16 protein-coding genes are annotated in these 21089 nt (G+C 42.8%); 8 read left to right on the top strand and 8 right to left on the bottom strand.

What is annotated here, in order from left to right; translation table 11 throughout:
• The first annotated feature begins 135 nt into the window (after positions 1-135).
• The 3 genes from CRO16_RS09080 to bshA are packed head-to-tail and all read left to right on the top strand — an operon-like array spanning position 136 to position 4694.
• Positions 136-621 (top strand): ABC transporter ATPase, encoded by a 486-nt coding sequence (locus tag CRO16_RS09080; protein ID WP_097056069.1) that lies wholly within the window; start codon positions 136-138, stop codon positions 619-621.
• Entirely contained in the window at positions 621-3548 is a 2928-nt protein-coding gene (locus CRO16_RS09075) for a glycoside hydrolase family 3 N-terminal domain-containing protein (RefSeq protein ID WP_097056068.1), read from the top strand. Before CRO16_RS09080 ends, CRO16_RS09075 begins: the two co-directional genes overlap by 1 nt.
• Positions 3549-3551: 3 nt before the next feature.
• Positions 3552-4694: an N-acetyl-alpha-D-glucosaminyl L-malate synthase BshA gene (gene bshA, locus CRO16_RS09070; protein WP_097056067.1), complete on the top strand. Its 1143-nt coding sequence runs from the start codon at positions 3552-3554 to the stop codon at positions 4692-4694.
• A gap of 36 nt (positions 4695-4730) precedes the next feature.
• Here the strand turns inward: bshA and CRO16_RS09065 are convergent, their stop codons facing one another.
• A complete protein-coding gene (locus CRO16_RS09065) occupies positions 4731-5222 on the bottom strand; it encodes a hypothetical protein (RefSeq protein WP_097056066.1) in 492 nt (163 codons plus the stop codon).
• A 132-nt stretch (positions 5223-5354) separates the two neighbouring features.
• Here CRO16_RS09065 and CRO16_RS09060 point away from each other — a divergent pair, with 132 nt between their 5' ends.
• From CRO16_RS09060 to CRO16_RS09045, 4 genes are all read left to right on the top strand, one after another.
• Positions 5355-8264, top strand: coding sequence for an FAD-binding and (Fe-S)-binding domain-containing protein (locus CRO16_RS09060; RefSeq protein ID WP_097056443.1), 2910 nt, complete (start codon positions 5355-5357; stop codon positions 8262-8264).
• 50 nt (positions 8265-8314) lie between these two features.
• On the top strand, positions 8315-9379 hold the full coding sequence (gene aroC / locus CRO16_RS09055) for a chorismate synthase (RefSeq protein ID WP_097056065.1): 1065 nt from the start codon (positions 8315-8317) through the stop codon (positions 9377-9379).
• 19 nt (positions 9380-9398) lie between these two features.
• Entirely contained in the window at positions 9399-10847 is a 1449-nt protein-coding gene (locus CRO16_RS09050; RefSeq protein ID WP_097056064.1) for a dicarboxylate/amino acid:cation symporter, read from the top strand.
• Positions 10848-10909: 62 nt separating this feature from the next.
• Positions 10910-12109, top strand: a complete 1200-nt coding sequence (locus CRO16_RS09045) for a flavohemoglobin expression-modulating QEGLA motif protein (protein WP_317042521.1) — start codon at positions 10910-10912, stop codon at positions 12107-12109.
• Positions 12110-12330: 221 nt separating this feature from the next.
• Here the strand turns inward: CRO16_RS09045 and CRO16_RS09040 are convergent, their stop codons facing one another.
• Positions 12331-12744 carry a thiol-disulfide oxidoreductase DCC family protein gene (locus tag CRO16_RS09040; RefSeq protein WP_097056062.1) on the bottom strand — a complete coding sequence of 138 codons (414 nt, stop codon included), beginning with the start codon at positions 12742-12744 and terminating at the stop codon, positions 12331-12333.
• 12 nt (positions 12745-12756) lie between these two features.
• Complete coding sequence (locus tag CRO16_RS09035; RefSeq protein WP_097056061.1) at positions 12757-14928, bottom strand: endonuclease MutS2; 2172 nt, start codon at positions 14926-14928, stop codon at positions 12757-12759.
• 44 nt (positions 14929-14972) lie between these two features.
• Here CRO16_RS09035 and CRO16_RS09030 point away from each other — a divergent pair, with 44 nt between their 5' ends.
• Positions 14973-15638 (top strand): uracil-DNA glycosylase, encoded by a 666-nt coding sequence (locus tag CRO16_RS09030; protein ID WP_097056060.1) that lies wholly within the window; start codon positions 14973-14975, stop codon positions 15636-15638.
• Here the strand turns inward: CRO16_RS09030 and CRO16_RS09025 are convergent, their stop codons facing one another.
• From CRO16_RS09025 to CRO16_RS09005, 5 genes are all read right to left on the bottom strand, one after another.
• A complete protein-coding gene (locus CRO16_RS09025; RefSeq protein WP_097056059.1) occupies positions 15639-16295 on the bottom strand; it encodes a hypothetical protein in 657 nt (218 codons plus the stop codon).
• A 3-nt stretch (positions 16296-16298) separates the two neighbouring features.
• Entirely contained in the window at positions 16299-17153 is an 855-nt protein-coding gene (locus CRO16_RS09020) for a substrate-binding domain-containing protein (protein WP_097056058.1), read from the bottom strand.
• Positions 17150-19201, bottom strand: a complete 2052-nt coding sequence (ppk1, locus tag CRO16_RS09015) for a polyphosphate kinase 1 (protein WP_097056057.1) — start codon at positions 19199-19201, stop codon at positions 17150-17152. Before ppk1 ends, CRO16_RS09020 begins: the two co-directional genes overlap by 4 nt.
• Before the next feature lie 72 nt (positions 19202-19273).
• Entirely contained in the window at positions 19274-20146 is an 873-nt protein-coding gene (locus CRO16_RS09010; protein ID WP_097056056.1) for a nucleoside phosphorylase, read from the bottom strand.
• A 1-nt stretch (position 20147) separates the two neighbouring features.
• Positions 20148-21083, bottom strand: coding sequence for a DUF1835 domain-containing protein (locus CRO16_RS09005; protein WP_097056055.1), 936 nt, complete (start codon positions 21081-21083; stop codon positions 20148-20150).
• Positions 21084-21089: the final 6 nt, after the last annotated feature.

Genomic DNA, 21089 nt, shown 5'->3' with positions numbered 1-21089 from the left:
GATCAGCTTCTGGCAATGCTTTTGCGGTAATTATCATCATCACGAGAAGAACAGATTATATGGGAACTTTAACCCTGAGGGATTGGTTTCCAAGATTCAAATCCGTTATTTTTGTGCAACTAAAATTTCCACATCATGTATGTCCCTTTTGATACCCTGCCTGAAAGCTCCCGCGTTTGGATCTATCAGGCAAACCGCTCTTTTACAGATGCAGAGCTGGAAGAAATTGAACCAAAGCTTCAAGCTTTTATTCAGCAATGGACTGCTCACGGAGCCAACCTTAAGGCTTCTTTTGAAATAAAATATAAACGATTTATCATTTTGGCGCTGGATCAAAAAATGAATGTTGCTACCGGTTGTTCTATTGATGAATCGGTAAGGTTTATTCAGCAACTGGAGCAGGATTATAACGTTGACCTGCTTGATAAGATGAATGTATCCTATAAACAGGGAGATTTTATTGCGTATAAAACCCTTACTGACTTTCGAAAAATGGCAAAAGATAAGGCCGTTTCTCCAAAGACCATAGTGTTCAATAATCTTGTAAACAATAAAGCCGAATATCTTTCAGACTGGGAAGTGCCTGCATCTGAAAGCTGGCATAAGAGATTTCTTAATTAATGAATTTTAAACTTAGTCCCCTTTTAGGCCTCTTTTTGGCCCTGCTATTCTTTACCACGATTTCATTCTCCCAAACCCGACCGCTGATCTCCGAGAATCCGGCACAGCAGCGTCAATGGGTGGACAGTGTCTATAATCAAATGTCCCTGAAAGAGAAAGTAGGTCAGCTTTTTATGGTTGATGTTGTCTCGTCAGATCCTGCCTCAAAAACTGAAAAGGTCAAACTTCTTGTGGAGCAGCATTATGTAGGTGGAGTCATTTTTTCTAAAGGCGGTCCACAACGGCAGGCAAAGCTAAATAATGAACTTCAGCAGCTTTCTAAAGTGCCTTTGTTGATAGGGATGGATGCAGAATGGGGTTTGGCCATGCGGCTGGATTCAACATATGCATATCCCTGGAACATGACCCTGGGAGCCATTCAGGATGATGAGCTAATAGAGGAAGTAGGCGCGAGTATAGCCAAACATTCTAAGAGACTTGGGGTTCATATTAATTTTGCTCCAGTCGTAGACATTAATACCAATCCCGAAAACCCAATAATTGGAAACCGGTCCTTTGGTGAAAACAAGAACAATGTTTCCCGTAAAGCTGCAGCTTTTATGAGGGGAATGCACAGGGAAAACGTCTTGAGTAGTGCCAAGCATTTTCCCGGTCATGGAGATACTGAAAAGGATTCTCATAAAACCCTTCCCTCAATAGATTTTTCGAAAGACAGAATATATAGGGAAGAGCTGTTTCCCTACCGTCGTTTAATTGAAGAAGAGTTAAGCAGCGTTATGGTAGCACATCTAAATGTGCCCAGCCTGGAAGAACGTGAAAATTTTCCATCTTCCCTTTCTCACAGGATCGTTACCGGCATTCTCAAAGAAGAACTGGATTTCAATGGCCTCATTATTACCGATGCTTTGAATATGAAAGGGGTGGCCAATTTTGATGAACCGGGAGAGATCGATCTGGCCGCATTTTTGGCAGGTAACGATATCCTTCTTTATTCTGAAGATGTTCCCAAAGCTTCCGCCAGAATTATTGAGGCTTATAATGAGGGGATAATTACCGAAGAACGCCTGCAGCATTCCGTTCGCAAAATTCTTTTCGCAAAATACAAGGTAGGCTTGAATAAGTACCAACCTGTTGAATCAGATTATTTGGTCGAGGATCTAAATTCCATCAGGAATGAAGTCCTGGCACACCAACTTTATGAAAATGCCATGACGGTCATCAAAAATGATCGCTCTACAATACCTGTGCGGGATCTAAAGACCAGTAAGATCGCTTATGTGCACTTCGGAAAAGATTCCGGAGATCCATTTTTTGAGCAGTTGAACAGATATACCCAGGTTGATTCAGTTTCCGCAGAAAATCTGAATGAACTGCTGGACAAACTGGAAAATTACAACCTCGTCGTCATAGGCTATCATCAGGCCAATGATTCTCCCTGGAGCGATTTCAGGATGAATGACAGGGAACAGACATGGCTATATGAGATCGCCCGAAAGAACCGGGTGGTCCTGAATATTTTTACACGTCCTTATGCTTTGCTGGATCTAAGAACGACCGCCAATTTTGAAGCAATACAGGTAGCTTATCAAAACAGTATTCTAGCACAGCAAAAGGCAGCGCAGGTGATCTTTGGAGCATTAGAAGCTAAAGGAAAGCTGCCCGTTACTGCAGGGGAAGATTTTCCTGTTGGTACGGGTTATAAAACAAGAAATCTTGAAAGGCTTTCATATGGATTACCTGAACAGGTAGGCATGAATTCATATAAGCTTCGGCGTATCGATGAGCTCGTAGATAAAGCAATTAATGAAAAAATGACTCCGGGATTACAGGTGCTGGTTGCCCGAAAAGGAAAAGTGATCTACGAAAGGAATGCCGGTTACCACACTTACGAGAAAGATATTCCGGTAAAAGCTTCAGATGTCTATGATCTTGCCTCGCTGACCAAGATCCTGGGAACGCTTCCGTTATTGATGGAGCTTATTGACCAAAATGAGTTGGATCTCACTACTACTTTGGGGGAGATGCTGCCCAATTTCCGGGGAAGTAATAAAGAGCATATCACGTTGCTGCAAATGCTGTCACATTATGCCCGTTTTAAAAGCTGGATCCCATTTCACCGCAAGACCATTGATGGAAAAACTTCCAAGCCCGATGTGCGGTTCATCCGGAGGGAGCAGGATGCCGGTTATGATATCAAGGTGGCAGAAAATATGTTTGTACGTAATGACATCAGGGATACTGTGCTTTACACTATTCGCAACAGTGAACTGGAGAAAAAGAGAGAATATCAGTACAGCGATTTACCATTTTATATTCTAAAATATTTTCTGGAAGATATTTACGGCACTTCACTGGATTATCTTACCCAGGATCATTTTTATAAATCCCTTGGAGCAAACAATACTACCTATTTACCACTAACTAAATTTCCGAAAGAGAAGATCGTACCTACAGAAAATGATAAGAGCTGGCGAAACCAGCTGCTGCACGGGTATGTACATGATGAAGGTGCGGCTCTGTTAGGCGGAATTGGAGGGCAGGCGGGATTGTTCGGTAATGCAAATGATGTTGCCAAGATCATGCAGATGTACCTTAACGGCGGCGAATATGGTGGGATCCAATATTTTGACAGGGAAACGATGAACAAATTCAACACCTGTTATTATTGTGAAGAAGATGTGCGCCGCGGAGTTGGTTTTGATAAGCCGCAGCTTTCAAATGTTGGGCCTACCTGTGGTTGCGTTTCCATGACTAGCTTTGGTCATAGCGGTTTTACAGGAACTTTTACCTGGGCAGACCCCGATGAAGAAATAGTTTACGTATTTTTGGCAAACCGTATACATCCTTCGGCTTCGAACACTAAGCTGGTCCGGGAAAGCATACGTTCCGATATTCAAGAACTTATTTACGAAGCTATAGACCGCTAATTCATGAAAATAGCCATTGTTTGTTATCCTACTTTTGGGGGAAGTGGTGTAGTAGCCACAGAATTAGGTTTAGCGCTCTCAAAACGGGGGCATGAAATTCACTTCATCACCTATAAACAACCTGTAAGGCTGGAACAATTGTCTTCCAATATTCATTTTCATGAGGTTAATGTTCCTGAATACCCGCTATTCCACTATCAGCCCTACGAATTGGCTTTGAGCAGTAAACTTGTGGACATGGTAAAGCTGCATAAGATCGAAATGCTTCATGTGCATTATGCCATTCCTCATGCTTATGCCGGTTACATGGCAAAAAAGATGCTGGAAGAGGATGGGATCAGTTTACCTATGGTGACAACCTTACATGGCACAGATATTACCCTGGTTGGGAATCATCCTTTTTACAAAACTGCAGTCACTTTTAGCATCAACAACAGTGATGTGGTAACTTCTGTTTCACAAAGTTTAAAGGCCGATACGCTGCGCCTGTTTGATCTAAAAAGGGAAATTGATGTAGTGCCAAACTTTATTGATACCACAAAATATACCCATTCAATTAGCAACTGCCATCGCAATGTGCTGGCAGCAGATGATGAGAAGATTGTTACCCATGTGAGTAATCACAGGAAAGTAAAGCGGATTGATGATGTCATTAATATTTTCTACCGGATCCAGAAAGAGGTAAAATCAAAGCTCATCATGGTAGGGCAGGGGCCCGAAAGAGAGGGAGCAGAAGATCTGGCGGCAAAACTCGGCATTGAAGATAAAGTTTTATTCCTGGGAGAATCACATGAGATCGACAAAGTTCTAAGCTACTCAGATCTTTTCCTCTTGCCTTCTGAAAAAGAAAGCTTTGGTTTGGCTGCACTTGAAGCCATGGTGAATGGGGTCCCGGTGATCTCCACCAATACCGGCGGACTTCCCGAAGTCAATAAGCAGGGGTTTTCAGGCTATTTAAGTAACGTGGGGGATGTTGATGAGATGGCTGCGAACGGGATAAGTATACTTAAAGATGAAGAGAACCTGAAAAGGTTTAAAGAGAATGCCCGTAAACAATCTTACCTTTTTGATATCTATTCTGTAGTGCCGCTTTATGAAAACCTATATCAAAAAGCATTGGAAAGAGTAAAGGCTGCCAAAAATTAAATTTTAGCAGCCTTTAATCTATAATTTAAGCGGATCCTAGAACTGGTATCTTATTCCAAGTGCAATGTCGAAATCCACATCGTCACCGTAATAGTTGATCACGCCAAATTCCGGACGAAAATCCAGGGAAAGCAATAGCGGGAAATCGAAATCATATTCAATACCTATGTTCCCGGCGGCATTAACGAAAAGTCCGTTGTCGTCGTCATCCCAACGATCGTCATCATTCCCGTCAACTGAACCAATTCCGGCACCAAATCCCGCATACCAGTTAAAACCTCCTTCAATATTCCAAACCCAGTGGTAGAGTCCTGTAAGCTTAAATGCGTCGTAATGCTTTCCATTTCTCCACCCCAGATCAAGTTCCAGCCTGTTGTTTTCTGAAAGTCCTCTTTGATAGGAAATTTCTGTTCCTACACCGTCACTTCCTCCAAGCCTAAGTCCCAGTGCATTTTCAGCAACAGATTGCGCTTGTGAAGAAAGAGAAAATCCAAAAATACATAAGGCCAATAAAACTAGTTTTTTCATATCTTTTCATTTAATTTGTTCCTACAAAATTAGACTATCTTAGACCTCATTTAGCCCCGCTGCCGCTAATAAATTGTTAATTTTAACTATTCTCGCTTAAGCCTGGTGGTAGAAGTTGATTATGACCTTATTATGATCGAAAATTTAAAAGAACTGGCCAATAAACTGGAAGGAGAGCTGTTCTATGACTCTCTGTGGAGAAGTATTTACGCTACAGATGCATCTGTGTATCGCAATTTACCTCTTGCTGTAGCTTATCCTAAAACTTCAGGAGATATTCAGGAACTTATACGTTTTGCTTCCCTAAATAACACCTCTCTCATTCCGCGTACTGCCGGCACTTCTCTCGCCGGTCAATGTGTAGGGGAGGGCATTGTAGTGGATGTTTCAAAGAATTTTACCGCTATTCTTGATTTTGATACAGCAGCTAAGACCATAAAAGTTCAACCGGGTGTGATTCGGGATGATCTTAACCGGTATCTAAAGCCTCATGGTTTATTCTTTGGGCCTAACACCTCCACGTCCAATCGTTGTATGATTGGTGGGATGGTAGGGAATAATTCCAGCGGAACTACTTCTATTAAATATGGTGTGACGAGTGATAGGGTGCTGGAGATGAAGGTGCTGCTTTCAGATGGTTCTGAAGCTGTTTTTTCTGAAATCACTTCGGAAGAATTCCGTAGCAAAATGCAGCAGGATTCCCTGGAAGGAGAGATCTACCGGAAATTATATGAAGAACTGAAGCCTGAAGCTATTCAGCAGCAAATAAAAGAAGGTTTTCCAAAACCTGAGATCCACCGCCGGAATACTGGCTATGCTGTGGATGAATTGCTGGCTGCGGAAATATTTGGAGGTGCAAAGGAGAAGATCAATATCTGCAGATTATTATGCGGAAGCGAGGGGACTTTAGCCTTCACGACTGAAGTAACCTTACAACTCGACGTGCTTCCACCCGAAAATGCCGTCATGATCGCCGCTCATTTTGAGTCGGTAGAAAAATGCCTGCAGGCGGTGGTGCCTGCGATGCAACATTCGCTGTTCACCTGCGAAATGATGGATAAGGTGATCCTTGACTGTACGAAAAGCAATAGGAAGTACAGGGAAAACCGATTTTTTATTGAAGGAGATCCGGCAGCTATTCTTATGCTGGAGATCAGGGCGCATGATGAAGAGGAACTTACCAACAGAACTGCCGAGCTGCTTAAAACCCTTACAGAATCAGAACTTGCTTATGCCTTACCGGTGCTGCGGAATGAAACCATAGAACTTGCTCTGGAATTGAGAAAAGCCGGACTGGGGCTCCTTGGGAACATTGTGGGAGACCGAAAGGCTGTGGCTTGTATAGAAGACACCGCTGTTGCTGTGGAAGATCTTGCAGTCTATATTTCTGAATTCTCTGCCTTAATGAAAGATTACGGGCAGGATGCAGTGTACTACGCACATGCCGGGGCCGGAGAGTTACACCTGAGACCCATTCTTAACCTCAAGAAAGAGGAAGATGTGGTGCTTTTCAGGAAGATCACGATGGCGGTAGCAAATCTGGTTAAGAAGTACGGCGGCTCCATGAGCGGGGAACACGGGGATGGCAGGGTAAGAGCCGAATTCATTGAATTCATGATAGGTGCAGAAAATTATAACTTGCTAAAAAGGGTAAAAAACATCTTTGATCCCCAGCACATCTTTAATCCGGGGAAGATCATTGATGCGCCTCCTATGGATACCAGCCTTCGATATGTGCCTGGAAGGAAAGAGCCGGAGATAGAAACGCTGATGGACTTTTCCGATTCTCTCGGAATTTTGCGCGGCGCAGAAAACTGCAACGGAAGCGGGGACTGCCGCAAACCTGCCGAAGCGGGAGGTACCATGTGCCCAAGTTACAGGGCCACCCATAATGAAAAGGATACCACTCGGGCCAGGGCCAACGCACTTAGGGAATTTCTCACCCGCAGTGACAAGCCAAACCACTTTGATCATGAGGAATTGAAGGAGGTGCTGGATCTGTGCATCAGCTGTAAAGGCTGCAAGAGCGAATGTCCTTCAAACGTGGATATGGCGGCCTATAAAGCCGAATTTCAATATCAATACATGAAGGCCAACGGCAGCAGTCTTAGGTCAAAGGCATTTGCATTTAATGCCCGGCTCAACGAAAAGACCTCCCGGTTTTCCCCTTTTACGAACCTCATGTTTTCTAATAAAATAACTTCAGGTGCGATCAAAAGGTCAATGGGAATCGCTCCCCAGCGTAGCATGCCCAAACTCTCTAAACAAACCCTTTCTTCCTTCTACAAAAGGAATGATGTGGAAGTCCGGCAGCCTATTAAAACTGTTTACCTCTTCAATGACGAATTCACCAATTACATGGAGTCTGAACTTGGGGTTGCAGCCTTAAAACTGCTTCGGGGGCTGAATTATGCGGTGAAAATTGTTGAGCACCCGGAGAGCGGGCGCGGCTTCCTTTCAAAAGGTTTTCTCGAGGAAGCCAGAGAAGTAGCAAATAAAAATATCAGCATTTTTAAAGACCTTGTTTCTGAAGAAAGTCCGTTGTTAGGGATTGAACCTTCAGCTATATTAAGCTTTAGGGATGAATATTTAAGACTGGCAGATGATAAGGTTTCCGCAGAAAAGCTTTCTGAAAATGCCCTTTTACTGGAGGAATTTTTCAAAAAGGAAGTGTTAGCCGGGAATATTACGGCAGACTCCTTTACTTCTGAAAAAATGCGGATCAAGCTTCATGGACATTGTCATCAAAAAGCCCTTTCGGGAGTGGAGAATACTTTTGTGATGCTTAACCTTCCTGAAAATTTTGAGGTGACGGTGATCCCTTCAGGTTGTTGCGGGATGGCGGGATCTTTCGGGTATGAAAAAGAGCATTATGAAGTGAGCATGCAAATTGGAGAGCAAACCTTGTTTCCGGCTGTACGTAAGGCTTCCGAAGAAACTGTTATTGCAGCTCCGGGTACCAGTTGCCGCCATCAGATCTATGACGGCACCGGCAGAAAAGCTTTACATCCCATTGAGATCATGGCCAATGCGCTGAAATAACATTTTTAAAAGTTATCTTAAAAAATTACATTTGCTCAAAATCACCTTTTATGGCCGGAAATTCCTTCGGAAATCTTTTTAGACTTACCACATTCGGGGAATCGCACGGCGAAGCAATTGGCGGGATAATAGACGGTTGCCCGGCAGGTCTTAAAGTTGATCTTGAACAAATTCAGGCGGAGATGGACCGTCGCAAACCCGGGCAGTCTGCAATTGTTACTCAGCGTAAAGAATCTGATACGGTAAAATTCCTTTCAGGGATCTTTGAAGGTAGAACCACGGGAACACCCATAGGCTTTGTCATTGAAAATGCAGACCAGAAGTCGAAAGACTATTCTCATATCAAGGATGTTTACCGTCCTTCTCATGCCGATTATACCTATGATCAAAAGTACGGGAACCGCGACTATCGCGGGGGTGGAAGATCTTCGGCCAGGGAAACTGCCTGCAGGGTAGCAGCCGGAGCCATCGCAAAACAACTGCTGCAGGAAATAAAGATAACGGCGTACACTTCCTCTGTGGGAGAAATAAAACTTCAGAAACAATTTCAGGAACTTGATCTATTAGAAATAGAAAAGAATCCGGTGCGGTGCCCCGATCCTGAGACGGCTTCAAAAATGGAAGCCTTTATAAAGGAAATAAGATCTCAGGGAGATACCGTTGGCGGAGTAGTGGAATGTGTGATCTCTAATGTTCCTGTAGGGTTGGGTGAGCCTGTTTTTGATAAACTTCATGCGAAATTAGGAGCAGCAATGCTATCCATAAATGCGGTTAAAGGTTTTGAATATGGCAGCGGATTTGCCGGCGCAACTATGAAAGGCAGCGAACACAATGACCTTTTCAACCCCGATGGCTCCACAAAGACCAACCACAGCGGCGGAATCCAGGGTGGAATTTCTAACGGGATGAATATCGTTTTCAGAGTTGCTTTTAAACCTGTGGCCACTCTTATTCAGAAACAACAGACCATCAATAAAGCGGGAGAAGAGGTGGAAATGCAGGGAAAGGGCAGGCATGACCCTTGTGTGGTACCTCGTGCTATTCCTATTGTGGAAGCCATGGCAGCCCTTGTTCTTGTCGATTATTATCTATTAAATAAAACCTCCAGAATATAATTACACTTTTAAAGACTCTATGAAAAAATTAGCACTGCACTGGCAGATCATTATTGGATTAGTATTGGGTATTGTATGGGCGATGCTCTCCAGTCAAATGGGATGGAGCGAATTTACAATAGACTGGATCGCTCCCTTTGGTACCATCTTTATTAATCTTCTAAAACTTATTGCCGTGCCATTGGTGCTGTTTTCAGTAATAAGCGGGGTGGCTAATATTGGAGATCCCGCCAGTTTAGGAAGGATGGGAGGAAAGACCTTGCTTGCTTATCTGCTTACTACCGTACTTGCCGTCACTCTTGGTTTGATGCTGGTAAATACTATTAAACCAGGAAAACTGGTAGAGCAGGATAGTCGCATTGATAACCGGATTAGTTATGAATTATGGGCAGGATCACAGGGTTATGAGATAAAGGATGGGATCAATTATTTACAGGACCCCGAATTCCTGGACAAGGCTCAAAGAATTTCTGATCTTTCCAGACAGGAATTAAAAGAAGCGTCGGTTGAGGACAAACTTGAAACCGCCAAACAAACCAAAGAAGCCGGGCCGCTCCAACCTTTGGTAGATATAGTGCCTGAAAACTTTTTTCACTCGCTTACAGATAATGGTTTGATGTTGCAGATCATCTTCTTTGCACTTTTCTTTGGAATTTCTCTATTATTCATTCCTAATGAGAAATCGGCACCCGTAACTGCGGTAGTAGACAGTATCATGGAGGTTTTCCTGAAGATGGTGGATCTTGTAATGCGTGCGGCTCCATTTTTTGTGTTTGCTCTTCTTGCAGGGGTAGTGAGCAAGATGGCAGGAGATGATGTAGGAAAAGTGTATGAGATCTTCAAAGGCCTTGGCTGGTATTCTTTAACCGTTATTCTAGGCCTGCTGATCATGATCTTTGTTGTTTATCCTTTGATCCTGAAGACTTTTACCAGATCGATACCCTATACCGGCTTTTTTAAAGCCATGAGCCCGGCACAGACCCTGGCATTTTCAACCAGTAGTAGTGCTGCCACGCTTCCTGTCACTATGGAGTGCGTGGAAGATAACTTAGGTGTGGATAAAAAGATCACCAGTTTTGTTTTGCCTATTGGTGCTACGGTAAATATGGATGGAACATGTCTGTATCAGGCTGTAGCGGTGGTTTTCCTGGCACAACTGCACATGATCGATCTTACCTTAGGCCAGCAATTAACTATAGTTCTTACGGCCACTCTGGCTTCTATAGGTTCTGCGGCCGTTCCCAGTGCAGGTTTGGTCATGTTGATCATTGTTTTGGATTCGGTAGGATTAAATCCGGCATGGATCGCAATTATTTTCCCGGTTGACCGGATTCTGGACATGTTGCGAACTGTAGTAAATGTCACTGGAGACGCTACAGTTTCTTCTGTGATAGCACAAGGGGAAGGGATGTTGCATTATCCCGGAGAAGTAGATCCTTCAGAGACATTTGATGTGGATTCTAAGTAAGATTGTTTTGTGAGGGAGATATGATTCAGATTATTTGGAAAGCTGTAAATAATTAAGTGTCTTTGCGGACATTTATCCAGAATTATCCATTTTTGAAGCCCGAAATGACAGAGAAAGTCCGCAGTTATTACGACAGTTTATTGGAAATCGACCATAACCTGGACCGGCTGGTGCGGGAGATCGATGTGCTCAACTACCTGAATCCGCTGAATATCGAGCAGGAGAAAAAACGCTTTTTTGCCTCTAAATTTTCTGAAGATCCTGTCTTTAACTACCGGAAATTAAAATTCGATCCATACACCTTACAACGTCAGTTCTTCAGTCAGCGGCTGGAGGATATTCCCGATGAAGATATTTACAAACTATACCATGACACCATCTATGAATATTCGGGGCTGGTACAGTGTATGGCTACGGTAGGGAAGGGTCCAAAATTCTTTTATAACTCCCTTCGGGTGTTCGGAACTCCCAAAGAGAAGGATGTCAAAAATGCCAAATTCATCCTGCATTTCCATAAAGAAGAGGATGCCGAAGAAATGGTGCCGCGGTACAATGCAGATCAGGCACAGGCGTATTTCCAGGCTTTTGGTGAGAAGCACGGATTAAACTTTAAAATAAAACAGAGCAACAGTATTACCGGTCCTGCGATGGCCCTGGCTACGGCTAAATCTCTTATAGTAAAGAAAAACCGGAAGTTCAGCGACAATGATCTTAAGATCCAGGCGAATCACGAAATAGGGGTGAACATGCTCACCACCTTCAATGGATTGAATCAGCCGCTGCGAATATTTTCTCATGGCTTTGCTAATAATCACTTAACACAAGCCGGCTTAGCTGTTTTGAGTGAGTATATGAGCGACAGTCTTAGCTTAAAGAGAATGAAAGAACTGGCATACCGGGTTTTGGCAGCAGACAGCCTTATCAAAGGCTATTCTTTTAGTGACACTTTCGATCTGCTATACAATCAGTACAAACTGGATAAAGAAACCGCCTGGATCATTACTTTAAGAGCTCACCGCGGTGGAGGTTTTACAAAAGATCACCAGTACTTACCGGGACTAAAAAAAGTATATGACTACTATACTTCCGGAAAAGATCTCAACCTGCTCCTCACCGGAAAAGTAGCAGTAGAGGACGCTGATCTTATTGAAAGCCTGCAGCAAAAAGGACTGGCGGAAAAAAATGCCTTTTTCACACACTCCTTCCGTGAGAACAAGAACACGAATGACAAACTGGATTTCCTGTTAAGCAATCTGAAGTAGGGTAAGTTGGCAGTTTTTTTAAGTGATCAGTGGTCGGTATTCAGTGGTCAGTATAGGTGGAGCGCTCACATTGACGTACCCAATTCCTAATTCCCACTCATTTTTAACCTGAAACCTGAAACCTGGAACAAACTATGGCTTCGACCACCTCCTCCGGAAGGCTCAGCCTGACAAACAACCACGACAACTTGAACTTTGAACCTTGATCCTTGAACCTTGAACTATTTCAGGAAAAGCGCCTGCTGTTCGGGAGTCGGAACCATACAGCTTTCCTTCTTTCCGAACCATTTATAGCGATTGTCTGCAATAAAGCTGTATATACCATCCCTGAAACCTTCCGGGAGGGGTTTAAAGATCCTCATCCAGGAATAGCCTTTCAGATGTTTAGCGATCTCTATAGCGGCAGTGGATTTGTGGTAATAAGCCACGCCGGGTTCGATAAGAATAACCGTATCTAGATTTGCTGTGTCGATCCCTCTTTCATTAATGATTTGCCGCGCTACATCACTTTGCAGCGGCGCAAATCTAAAGACGTCATTTTTATCATTTTTGATGATCGTTTGAACGGTCTTATTGCACAAATTGCAAACCCCGTCAAAGAGGATGATCTTTTTATTTTCGGGAAAATTTACCATATTTTTCTTTTTCTATTTCATTCGCTGCACCAGTTCCAGTTGGTCTACAGAGACCGAGGTGGTAAAAATGCCGTAATTGACCTTTGCGTTACCTTTCTCAATGCTATCTATGCTTCCAACGGCCTTTCCATCCTGCATCCTTACGCGGTCTCCCACTTTTAGTACAGGTTTGGGCTTAGCAACTTCTTCTTTTATTTGTTTTTCCTGTTTTTCTTTTTTCTTTTTCCTTATCTCTTCCACCTTTTTTTCGGCCTCCTGCATCACCTTCTTTTCTTTGGCTTTTTCAGCCTTTTTTTCCTTAACCGTTACCTTTTTACGTTTGGAATTTTCCATTTCCACGATCTTCAGGAATTCGGCAATGAGCTCTTTCTTCTTTTTATTTTGAAAGTACTTCTCACTGATGTCATTGATCTTATTCCCGAGATAAATAAGCCGCTGATTACTGTCATACAACTCCTGAAAATTCTCCAGTTTCTGCTGAATGCGGGCGTTGGTCTCTTCCAGCTTCTTCTTTTCAGATTCTGTTTTTTGTTCTTTGGTCTTTAAAGCAGTGGTTGTCTTTTCCAGTTTTGAACGCTCTTTCTGAAGGTCGGCTATACTTTTGTCAAATCTAATCTTTCCACGCTCTACTTTCTTTTTGGAGCGATTGATCAAACTGTAAGGAATGCCGTTCTTCTGGGCCACCTCAAAGGTGAAGGAGCTTCCGGCTTCCCCCATGTGCAACTTGTATAGTGGCTCAAGGCTGCGGGAATCGAACAGCATATTGGCATTCACTATATGGGGCAATTCGTTGGCCAGCATTTTTAGGTTCGCATAATGCGTGGTCAAAATTCCGAAAGCTTCTTTTTCGTAGAATACCTCCAGAAAGGTTTCCGCCAGGGCACCACCCAATTCGGGATCACTTCCGGTTCCAAACTCATCTATCAAAAAGAGGGTTTTATCGTCTACTTTTTTAAGGAAGTAATTCATGTTCTTTAGCCGGTAGCTGTAGGTGCTCAGGTGGTTTTCGATACTTTGATTGTCGCCAATATCTGTAAGGATCTTATTGAAGAGGCACATTCGGCTATATTCATGCACCGGGATCAGCAATCCGCTTTGCACCATAAGCTGAAGCAGTCCCACGGTTTTAAGAGTTATACTTTTTCCGCCGGCATTTGGACCCGAAATTACGATGATGCGTTTTTCCTTGTTCAACTCAATGGTCTGCGGAAAAGTTTTTTCATTTTTCCTACGATTATTCAGCAAAAGCAGCGGATGGTAGGCATCGATGAGTTCCAGCTCCCTATCCTTCGAGATCTTTGGCATCACCGCGTTCATTTCAATTCCATATTTGGCCTTTGCTGCTATAACATCAATATCACTCAGCAGCCTTTGGTATTCGATGAGCAACGGGCGGTAAGGTCTTATGAAATTTGTAAGTTCCTTCAAGATCTTTTTGATCTCTTCCTTCTCTTCATATTCCAGGTTATTCAATTCCCTGGTGTGGTTGTAGGTGGCTTCCGGCTGAATGTAGACAATACTACCTGTTTTTGAGTTGCCCAGAATTCCGCCTTTTACTTTACGCCGATGCATAGCAGAAACTGCCAGTACCCGAATATTATCAACAACGGTTTCCCGAATATCATCCAGGTACCCCAGGTTGTTATAATGGGTCAAAGCGCTTCCGAAGCTGGAATTGATCTGCCCTTTCACCTGATTGATCTTCCTCCTCAATTCCTGAAGCAGGGGGGAAGCGTCATCTTTAACTTCTCCAAACCGGTCGATTACTTTATTAACTCGATCGATAATTACCGGAGTAAATTCGATTTCCGAAGTTGTTTTGTGCAGGCAAGGGTATATCTCCTGAAATTTGTCAAAGAATTTGATAAGCGTGTTTGAAGTCTCAGAGATCGCGCTGATCTTCCTGAAGCCTGCAGCTTCCAGCCGGGTTTCTTCAATTCCAAGGAATTTTATTTCCTGGTCTATGGCATCAAAACCATGATTAGGAATACGGCTCTCCTGTTGCCATGAAGAAACATATTCGTTGGTTTGCCGCAGGGCAAAAATTGTTTTCTCATAACTGGAGAAAGGGGCGATTTCAAGAGCTTTTTCTTTTCCGGGGCCTGTCACTGTAAATTTGCTTACCTGCTGGCAAACAGTAGGGAATTCAAGGTCCTGAAGAGTTTTAGCTGTAACTTTAATCATATAAAATTTCCCTATTTTTGGGAAGCCGCAATTTAACTATTAAAATGACCTTTAACATAACCCCGAGTTGGAAAAAAAAGTTAAATGATGAGCTTGAGAAACCTTATTTTAAGGATCTTCTGAAGTTTGTAGAAGCCGAATACGAGAAAAGCGACTGTTTTCCAAAACCTGAAAATATTTTTAAAGCCTTTGAATTATCCCCTTTTGAGGAAACCCGAGTGGTGATCATTGGACAGGATCCTTACCACGGTTACAATCAGGCGCACGGATTATGTTTTTCCGTCCAACCCGAAACCAGGGTGCCACCATCCCTGGTAAATATTTTCAGGGAGATAAAGGATGATCTGGGAAGCCCTTTGCCTCCTCATGGAAATCTTAAGCATTGGGCAGAGCAGGGTGTATTGATGCTGAATGCCACCCTTACGGTAAGAGCGGGACAAGCAGGTTCACACCAGGGAAAAGGCTGGGAAAAATTTACTGATGCTGTGATCCAGATCCTTTCCGAAGAAAAAGAAAACCTGGTTTTCCTTTTATGGGGCAGCCCTGCGCAGAAAAAAGGTAAAAAGATAAATACAGAAAAACACCTGGTGCTTACCAGTGGACATCCTTCCCCGCTTGCTGCTAATCGCGGTTATTGGTTTGGGAACAAACACTTTAGCAAGACCAATGAATTTCTTGTATCTGTTGGCAAAGAACCTATTGAGTGGTAATTAAAAGCGGTAGCCCAAATATATAGAAGGAAGGATCACAATATCCGGAGAATATTTGTCGAAGAAGTTCCGGCCAATTCCAAAAGAAGCATCGATAAGAAATCCTTGTTTGGCGACAAATTTACCGCCGACTCCAATACCAAAAGCAAGATCTGTGTATTCCATGTCGACCTCTTTAGTCACCGGATCTCCCGTTTCGGGATCAGGAAAATCCATTTCGGTTTCATTGGTGCCGTTTGAGAACATCCCGAAGACATTTGCGTAATAACCCCGGGCTACGGTTTCGTCATCAAAGAAATACTTGAATTTTGCGGTAATGGAATAATCTTTTGCATATACCTTGGAAAGATCTCCTTTTTCACCCACGTTTTTATTGAAGACCTTGGTAAATAATTCCACACCTGCAGAACTATGGTCGGTAAGGACTCTTTCGTAGGCAACATCAAGTGCTCCAAAGACAAGTACGTTCAGGATGTTGAGGTGGATCTCGTGTTGAGTGGTATCTCTTTTAAAAATGGGAACTTCCTGCACGTTTTCCGACTGAGGCATCTCAGCTTCAACGATAATTTCTTTGGTTACTTCTTCTTCGGTTTCAGTTACCTGAGAGGTGGCGGGGATGGCCAAAATCAGGAATATCAATAGGAATATTTTTTTCATTTTCTAATTTAAAGGGGTAAAGAAATAAATGTTTTCTTTTATTTCAGGAATCAATCCCAGTTCAAACAATTGCTCCTGGACCTTTTGAATTTCCTGTACAGAGATCTGTTTTTGGCTCCAGTTGGTTATTTTAAGCCACTGCTCAATATCTTCTACCTTTTGATCATATTTTCTGGCCAAAGCAACTTCCACTTTTGGAATTTTTTTAAAATCCCGGGTGATGGTATTCAGTGTTTTGAGCATGTTTTGAACGGTTGCCTGTTCCTGTTCCAGGAATTCCTTTCGAACAGCGATCACAAAGCAGGACCACGGGGTAGGGCAATCTGCAACTCTGCGGAAGATACCTTTGTCTACAAGCGGTTTTGTAGTGAAATGCTCCCACATGAAATACCCGGCTTTCCCTGTTTGAAGGGCCTCTACTGCGCCCTCAATATTTCCAACTACCTCAAACTCAAGTTCAGAAGGATCCCAGCCCATATTCCTGGCATTTACAAAAGCCATTAAATGAGATCCCGAACCATACCGGCTTATTGCAACTTTTTGATTCTTCAGGTCTTCGGGAGTTCTAAAATTGGATTCTGCAGCGACGTGCACCCCCCAAATAAGCGGGGAAGCAATATATTCCTGCACTATCAAAGCTTCGTTCCCATTGAGGATGTCCTTGATGATACCTTCAGTAAGTATAACCGCGACATCGATCTCTTTATTGCGCAAAGCTTTACACATGGCGCCTGTACCATCGGGGAAATCCCTCCATGTCAGGTCCACTCCGTTGCTGCGAAAAGCACCTTCTTCAATTCCCAGGTGCCAGGGCAGGTTAAAATGTTCGGGGACACCACCCACTTTTATTTTCCTCATGCCTCGTGTTTTTCCTTCAGGTAATTATAGATCTCATATTGTGAACGGATCCTTTTGTCTCCCGGTTTTGGTGTTACGAATTCATTTTTTTCCAGGGGGTCCTGAATTCTCGCCTTTACATTATCATTTAGCTGAATGTTTAAAATATCCTTGAATTCCTGAGCAATTTCTTCATCATAAATAGGGGCAATGACTTCGATCCTGCGATCTAGATTACGGGTCATCCAATCTGCACTACCAAAGAAAATTTCTTCATTTCCATCATTTTCAAATATATAGATGCGCCCATGTTCCAGGAATCTATCCACTATGCTGGTCATAAAGATATTTTCACTTATCTTTTCCAGTCCCGGTACCAGGCAGGTAAAGCCGCGTACGAGCAGCCTGATCTTCACTCCGGCTTCACTGGCTTCATACAATAGATCAATAATCTCCTGGTCTTCCAGACTATTCATTTTTGCCGTTATGGCAGCTTTTTTCCCAAGTTGTGCATTTTGGATCTCCCGGTTGATCATGTCTGTAAATGCCTTTCGGGTTGAAAAAGGGGAGATGAGCAGGCGTTTTGCCCGGGGAATAATCAATTCTCCTTCCAATACATTAAACACCCTTGAAAGTTCTGCAGTGATCTTTTCATGAGCTGTAAAGAGGGCGTGATCACAATATATTTTAGAGGTTTTGCTGTTGAAGTTTCCTGTACCAATGTACGCGTAATTCTTTATTTCATTATTCTCCTCACGGGTCACCAACAGGATCTTGGAATGCACCTTGATCTTTGGATAACTGTAAATCACTATCGCTCCTTCATCTTCAAATTTGCGGCCCCAGTCGATATTGTTTTTCTCATCAAACCTGGCTTTTGCTTCAATAAAAACGGTAACATTTTTTCCATTTTTAAGTGCCGTGAGCAGGGCAGAAGTAAGTACAGATTCATCTGCAATGCGATAGATGGATATCTTTATTTCCCTTACTCCTTTGTCATTGGCTGCCTGTTGGAGAAATCGTTCTACATAATTAAAGGACATATAGGGAAAATGAACTGACTGGTCTTTTTCCGAGATTACTTTAAAATAATCGTCCGCAGTTTCCAAAATTTTATGCTTTACTGGAATTAATTCCTCGTAATGCAGCGCAGGATTATTGGTGGGATCGGGGAAGGAAAAGAAATCGCCGAAATTATGATATCTCCCCCCGGGCATCATATCGATTTTTCCCAATTTCAGCACCTTCCGCAGGATCCTTTGATCTTCTACCGGCATTTTGGCATCGTAGAGCAACCGGGTAGGTTGGCCTTCGGTTCGCTGCTTCAGGGAATCATAAATCTTTTCGGCAAGCAGGCCGTCTATTTCATCATCAATATAAAGTTCAGCGTCCCTGGAAAGTTTGATCTCAAATATTCCGTCGATCTCTTTATCGGGAAATAACTGCGGAATATTAACTTTCAGAATATCATCTAAAAATGTGATTTGATGCCGGCCTTCTTCCGAAGTAAAGGTGATAAAGCGCCCACATTCATCTGTAGGAATGTTTACCACAGCGAAGTTGTCTTCGTAAGCAAAGGTCACTACAAAATATAACTGATTATTCTCCAGGAAGAGATCGCCGCCTTCTTCGTAATCAACAACCACCGGCTTTATGCATTCAGAAATTTTATTGAAATATTTTCTCGAAAACTCTTCCTGTCGATCGCTGTAATCTTCGCGGTGCACCAGGAAAATCCCTGCCGTTTCCAGCTCCGGAATTATTTCTTCCCTATAGATCTTTCCAAACCGTTCCTGTTGATTCTTTACTTCCTGAAGAATTTCCTTAACCGTTTTGTTGGGTTTTAAAGCGAGCTTTTTTCGCAGGCTTTTTTCCACCCGTTTCATTTGCCTTAGCTGAGATACTCGCACGCGAAAATACTCATCCAGGTTAGTTGAAAAAATTGCAAGGAATTTTAGCCTTTCATAAAGGGGAGTGGATTTATCCTGTGCTTCCTGAAGGACTCTTTCATTAAAACTTAACCAATTGAGATCGCGGTGCCTAATAATTTTCTCTTCAGGCTTTAACATACGGTGGGGTTTATCCCCAAAAATACGAATAAGCCTGCCGCTCCCTTTTAATTTTGTGTTAAATGAAAACGCTTACGAAATCAGCTTTTCAAGTGTGTAGCGAATGGCATTATCAACCGCTTGTGCACCGTCTTTGGTGAAATTTCCTGTGGCCCGGTTCGCAATAATTGCATTTACCGAAAGCGCCTTGTGCCCCAGCATTTTTGAAAGTCCAAAAATGGCAGAAGTTTCCATTTCCAGATTGGTGATCTTCTTGCCCTTAAAGCTGAATTGAGCCAGCTTATCTTTCATGTTGTCATCTCTCAGCGGAAGCCTCAAAACGCGCCCCTGAGGTGCATAAAATCCCACGTTTGAACCGGTGAAGCCTAAGTAAACTTCAGGAGAATTGAATTTTTCAACCAGCGAAGCATCGGCAGCAACTACGTAAGGCTTGCTGTTTCTTGAATACGTATTTAAATGCTGCTCAAGCGCCTCATTGAAATCCTGGAGCTGCACCTCGTCGCTTTGGTAAAAGTGCAGCAGGCTATCAAATCCTACAGCGAGTTCACTAATTACGATTGAGTCTACCGGAATTTCTTTTTGTATTGATCCCGAAGTTCCAATGCGGATGATATTCAGGCTGGTATTTTGCTTTTTTATTTCCCTGCTGCCAAAATCGATGTTTACAAGCGCATCGAGTTCGTTAAGGACGATATCAATATTATCTGTGCCTATTCCCGTGGAGATCACCGAAATTCGTTTTCCTCTATAAGTTCCGGTTTGGGTATGGAATTCTCTTTTTTGAATGACTACTTCAACTTCGTCAAAATATTGTGTGATCTTTTCTACGCGATTCTGGTCGCCTACCAGAAGAATGGTTTCGGCGATATGTTCCGGCCGCAGGTTTAAATGGTATATGCTACCGTCATTGTTCAGAATAAGTTCTGAAGCTGCTAAATGATTCATGCTATAATTTTAGGAGGGCATGGCTGTCCGGGTCGTAGAGAAAATCATATTTTCTAACCCCGCCATAATGTTCATTGTCTTTTAAATTCTGGTAATAATTCTTGGAGCCTTTGAGGGCTTTGACCCCATCATCATTGAGTTTTACGCCTTCTTCAGATGTTTCATAGAAAGGGCTTAGTTTATCTATTACCCTTTGCATTTGTACATCCACATACCCATAATATCCCTGGTATTCCAATGCATAACCCAGCAAATGATGCAGAGACTTGATTTCATGTTCATCAATTAGCTTGAGAACGTTGACTTCAAGTGTGTTTAAACCTGTTTTTACACTTGGGAATCTTTCTATGTGTGCCCTAATGGAACTGGACAGGTATTCAAAATTGGTAGTTTTTTTAATTTCAGAAACCAAACGTTGAGGATTACTGCTGCAGTAAAGTTCCCAGATCAACTGGGCAGTTTGGATATCATCATCTGTAAGGGGAATTCTTTGCCTGTAATGTTCCTGCAGCTGTTTTTCTGAAAGTTGTGACAGAGGGGCCATTTCCAGTTCTCCTTTCAGTTTTCGGCTGCAAACAAGAGAAAAAGGACCATTCTTTTTGTTCTGAAGCAAAAAGCTGATTAGAGCCAGCATGTTCATATGTGAGAACAAGTCAAATTCGAACCACAGCACCACTTCATCGTAGCTGTTGATGGCCGCCAGTTTTACCAGTTGTGCCAGAAATTCTTCCTGGTATCTTTCTTCGGAAATCTGATATGTTTCCTTTAGAAAATTTCTCCTGAGTAAAACAAACTCTTCATCTCCTACATCTATGGAGGCAGGGCCTTCGCATAACATTTCCCTCCAGGTGATCACATCCCCAGATAAACCCAGGTTAAGGATCTTTTCAGAAAGATCATCCCCGTTAGTGATATGCAGTAACTTGTTGTCCTCCATAGATAT

The organism is Salinimicrobium sediminis, assembly GCF_900215295.1.
Lineage (GTDB): Bacteria > Bacteroidota > Bacteroidia > Flavobacteriales > Flavobacteriaceae > Salinimicrobium > Salinimicrobium sediminis.
The sequence above is the reverse complement of the archived record's forward strand: the minus strand, read 5'-3'. Positions and strand labels throughout refer to the sequence as shown.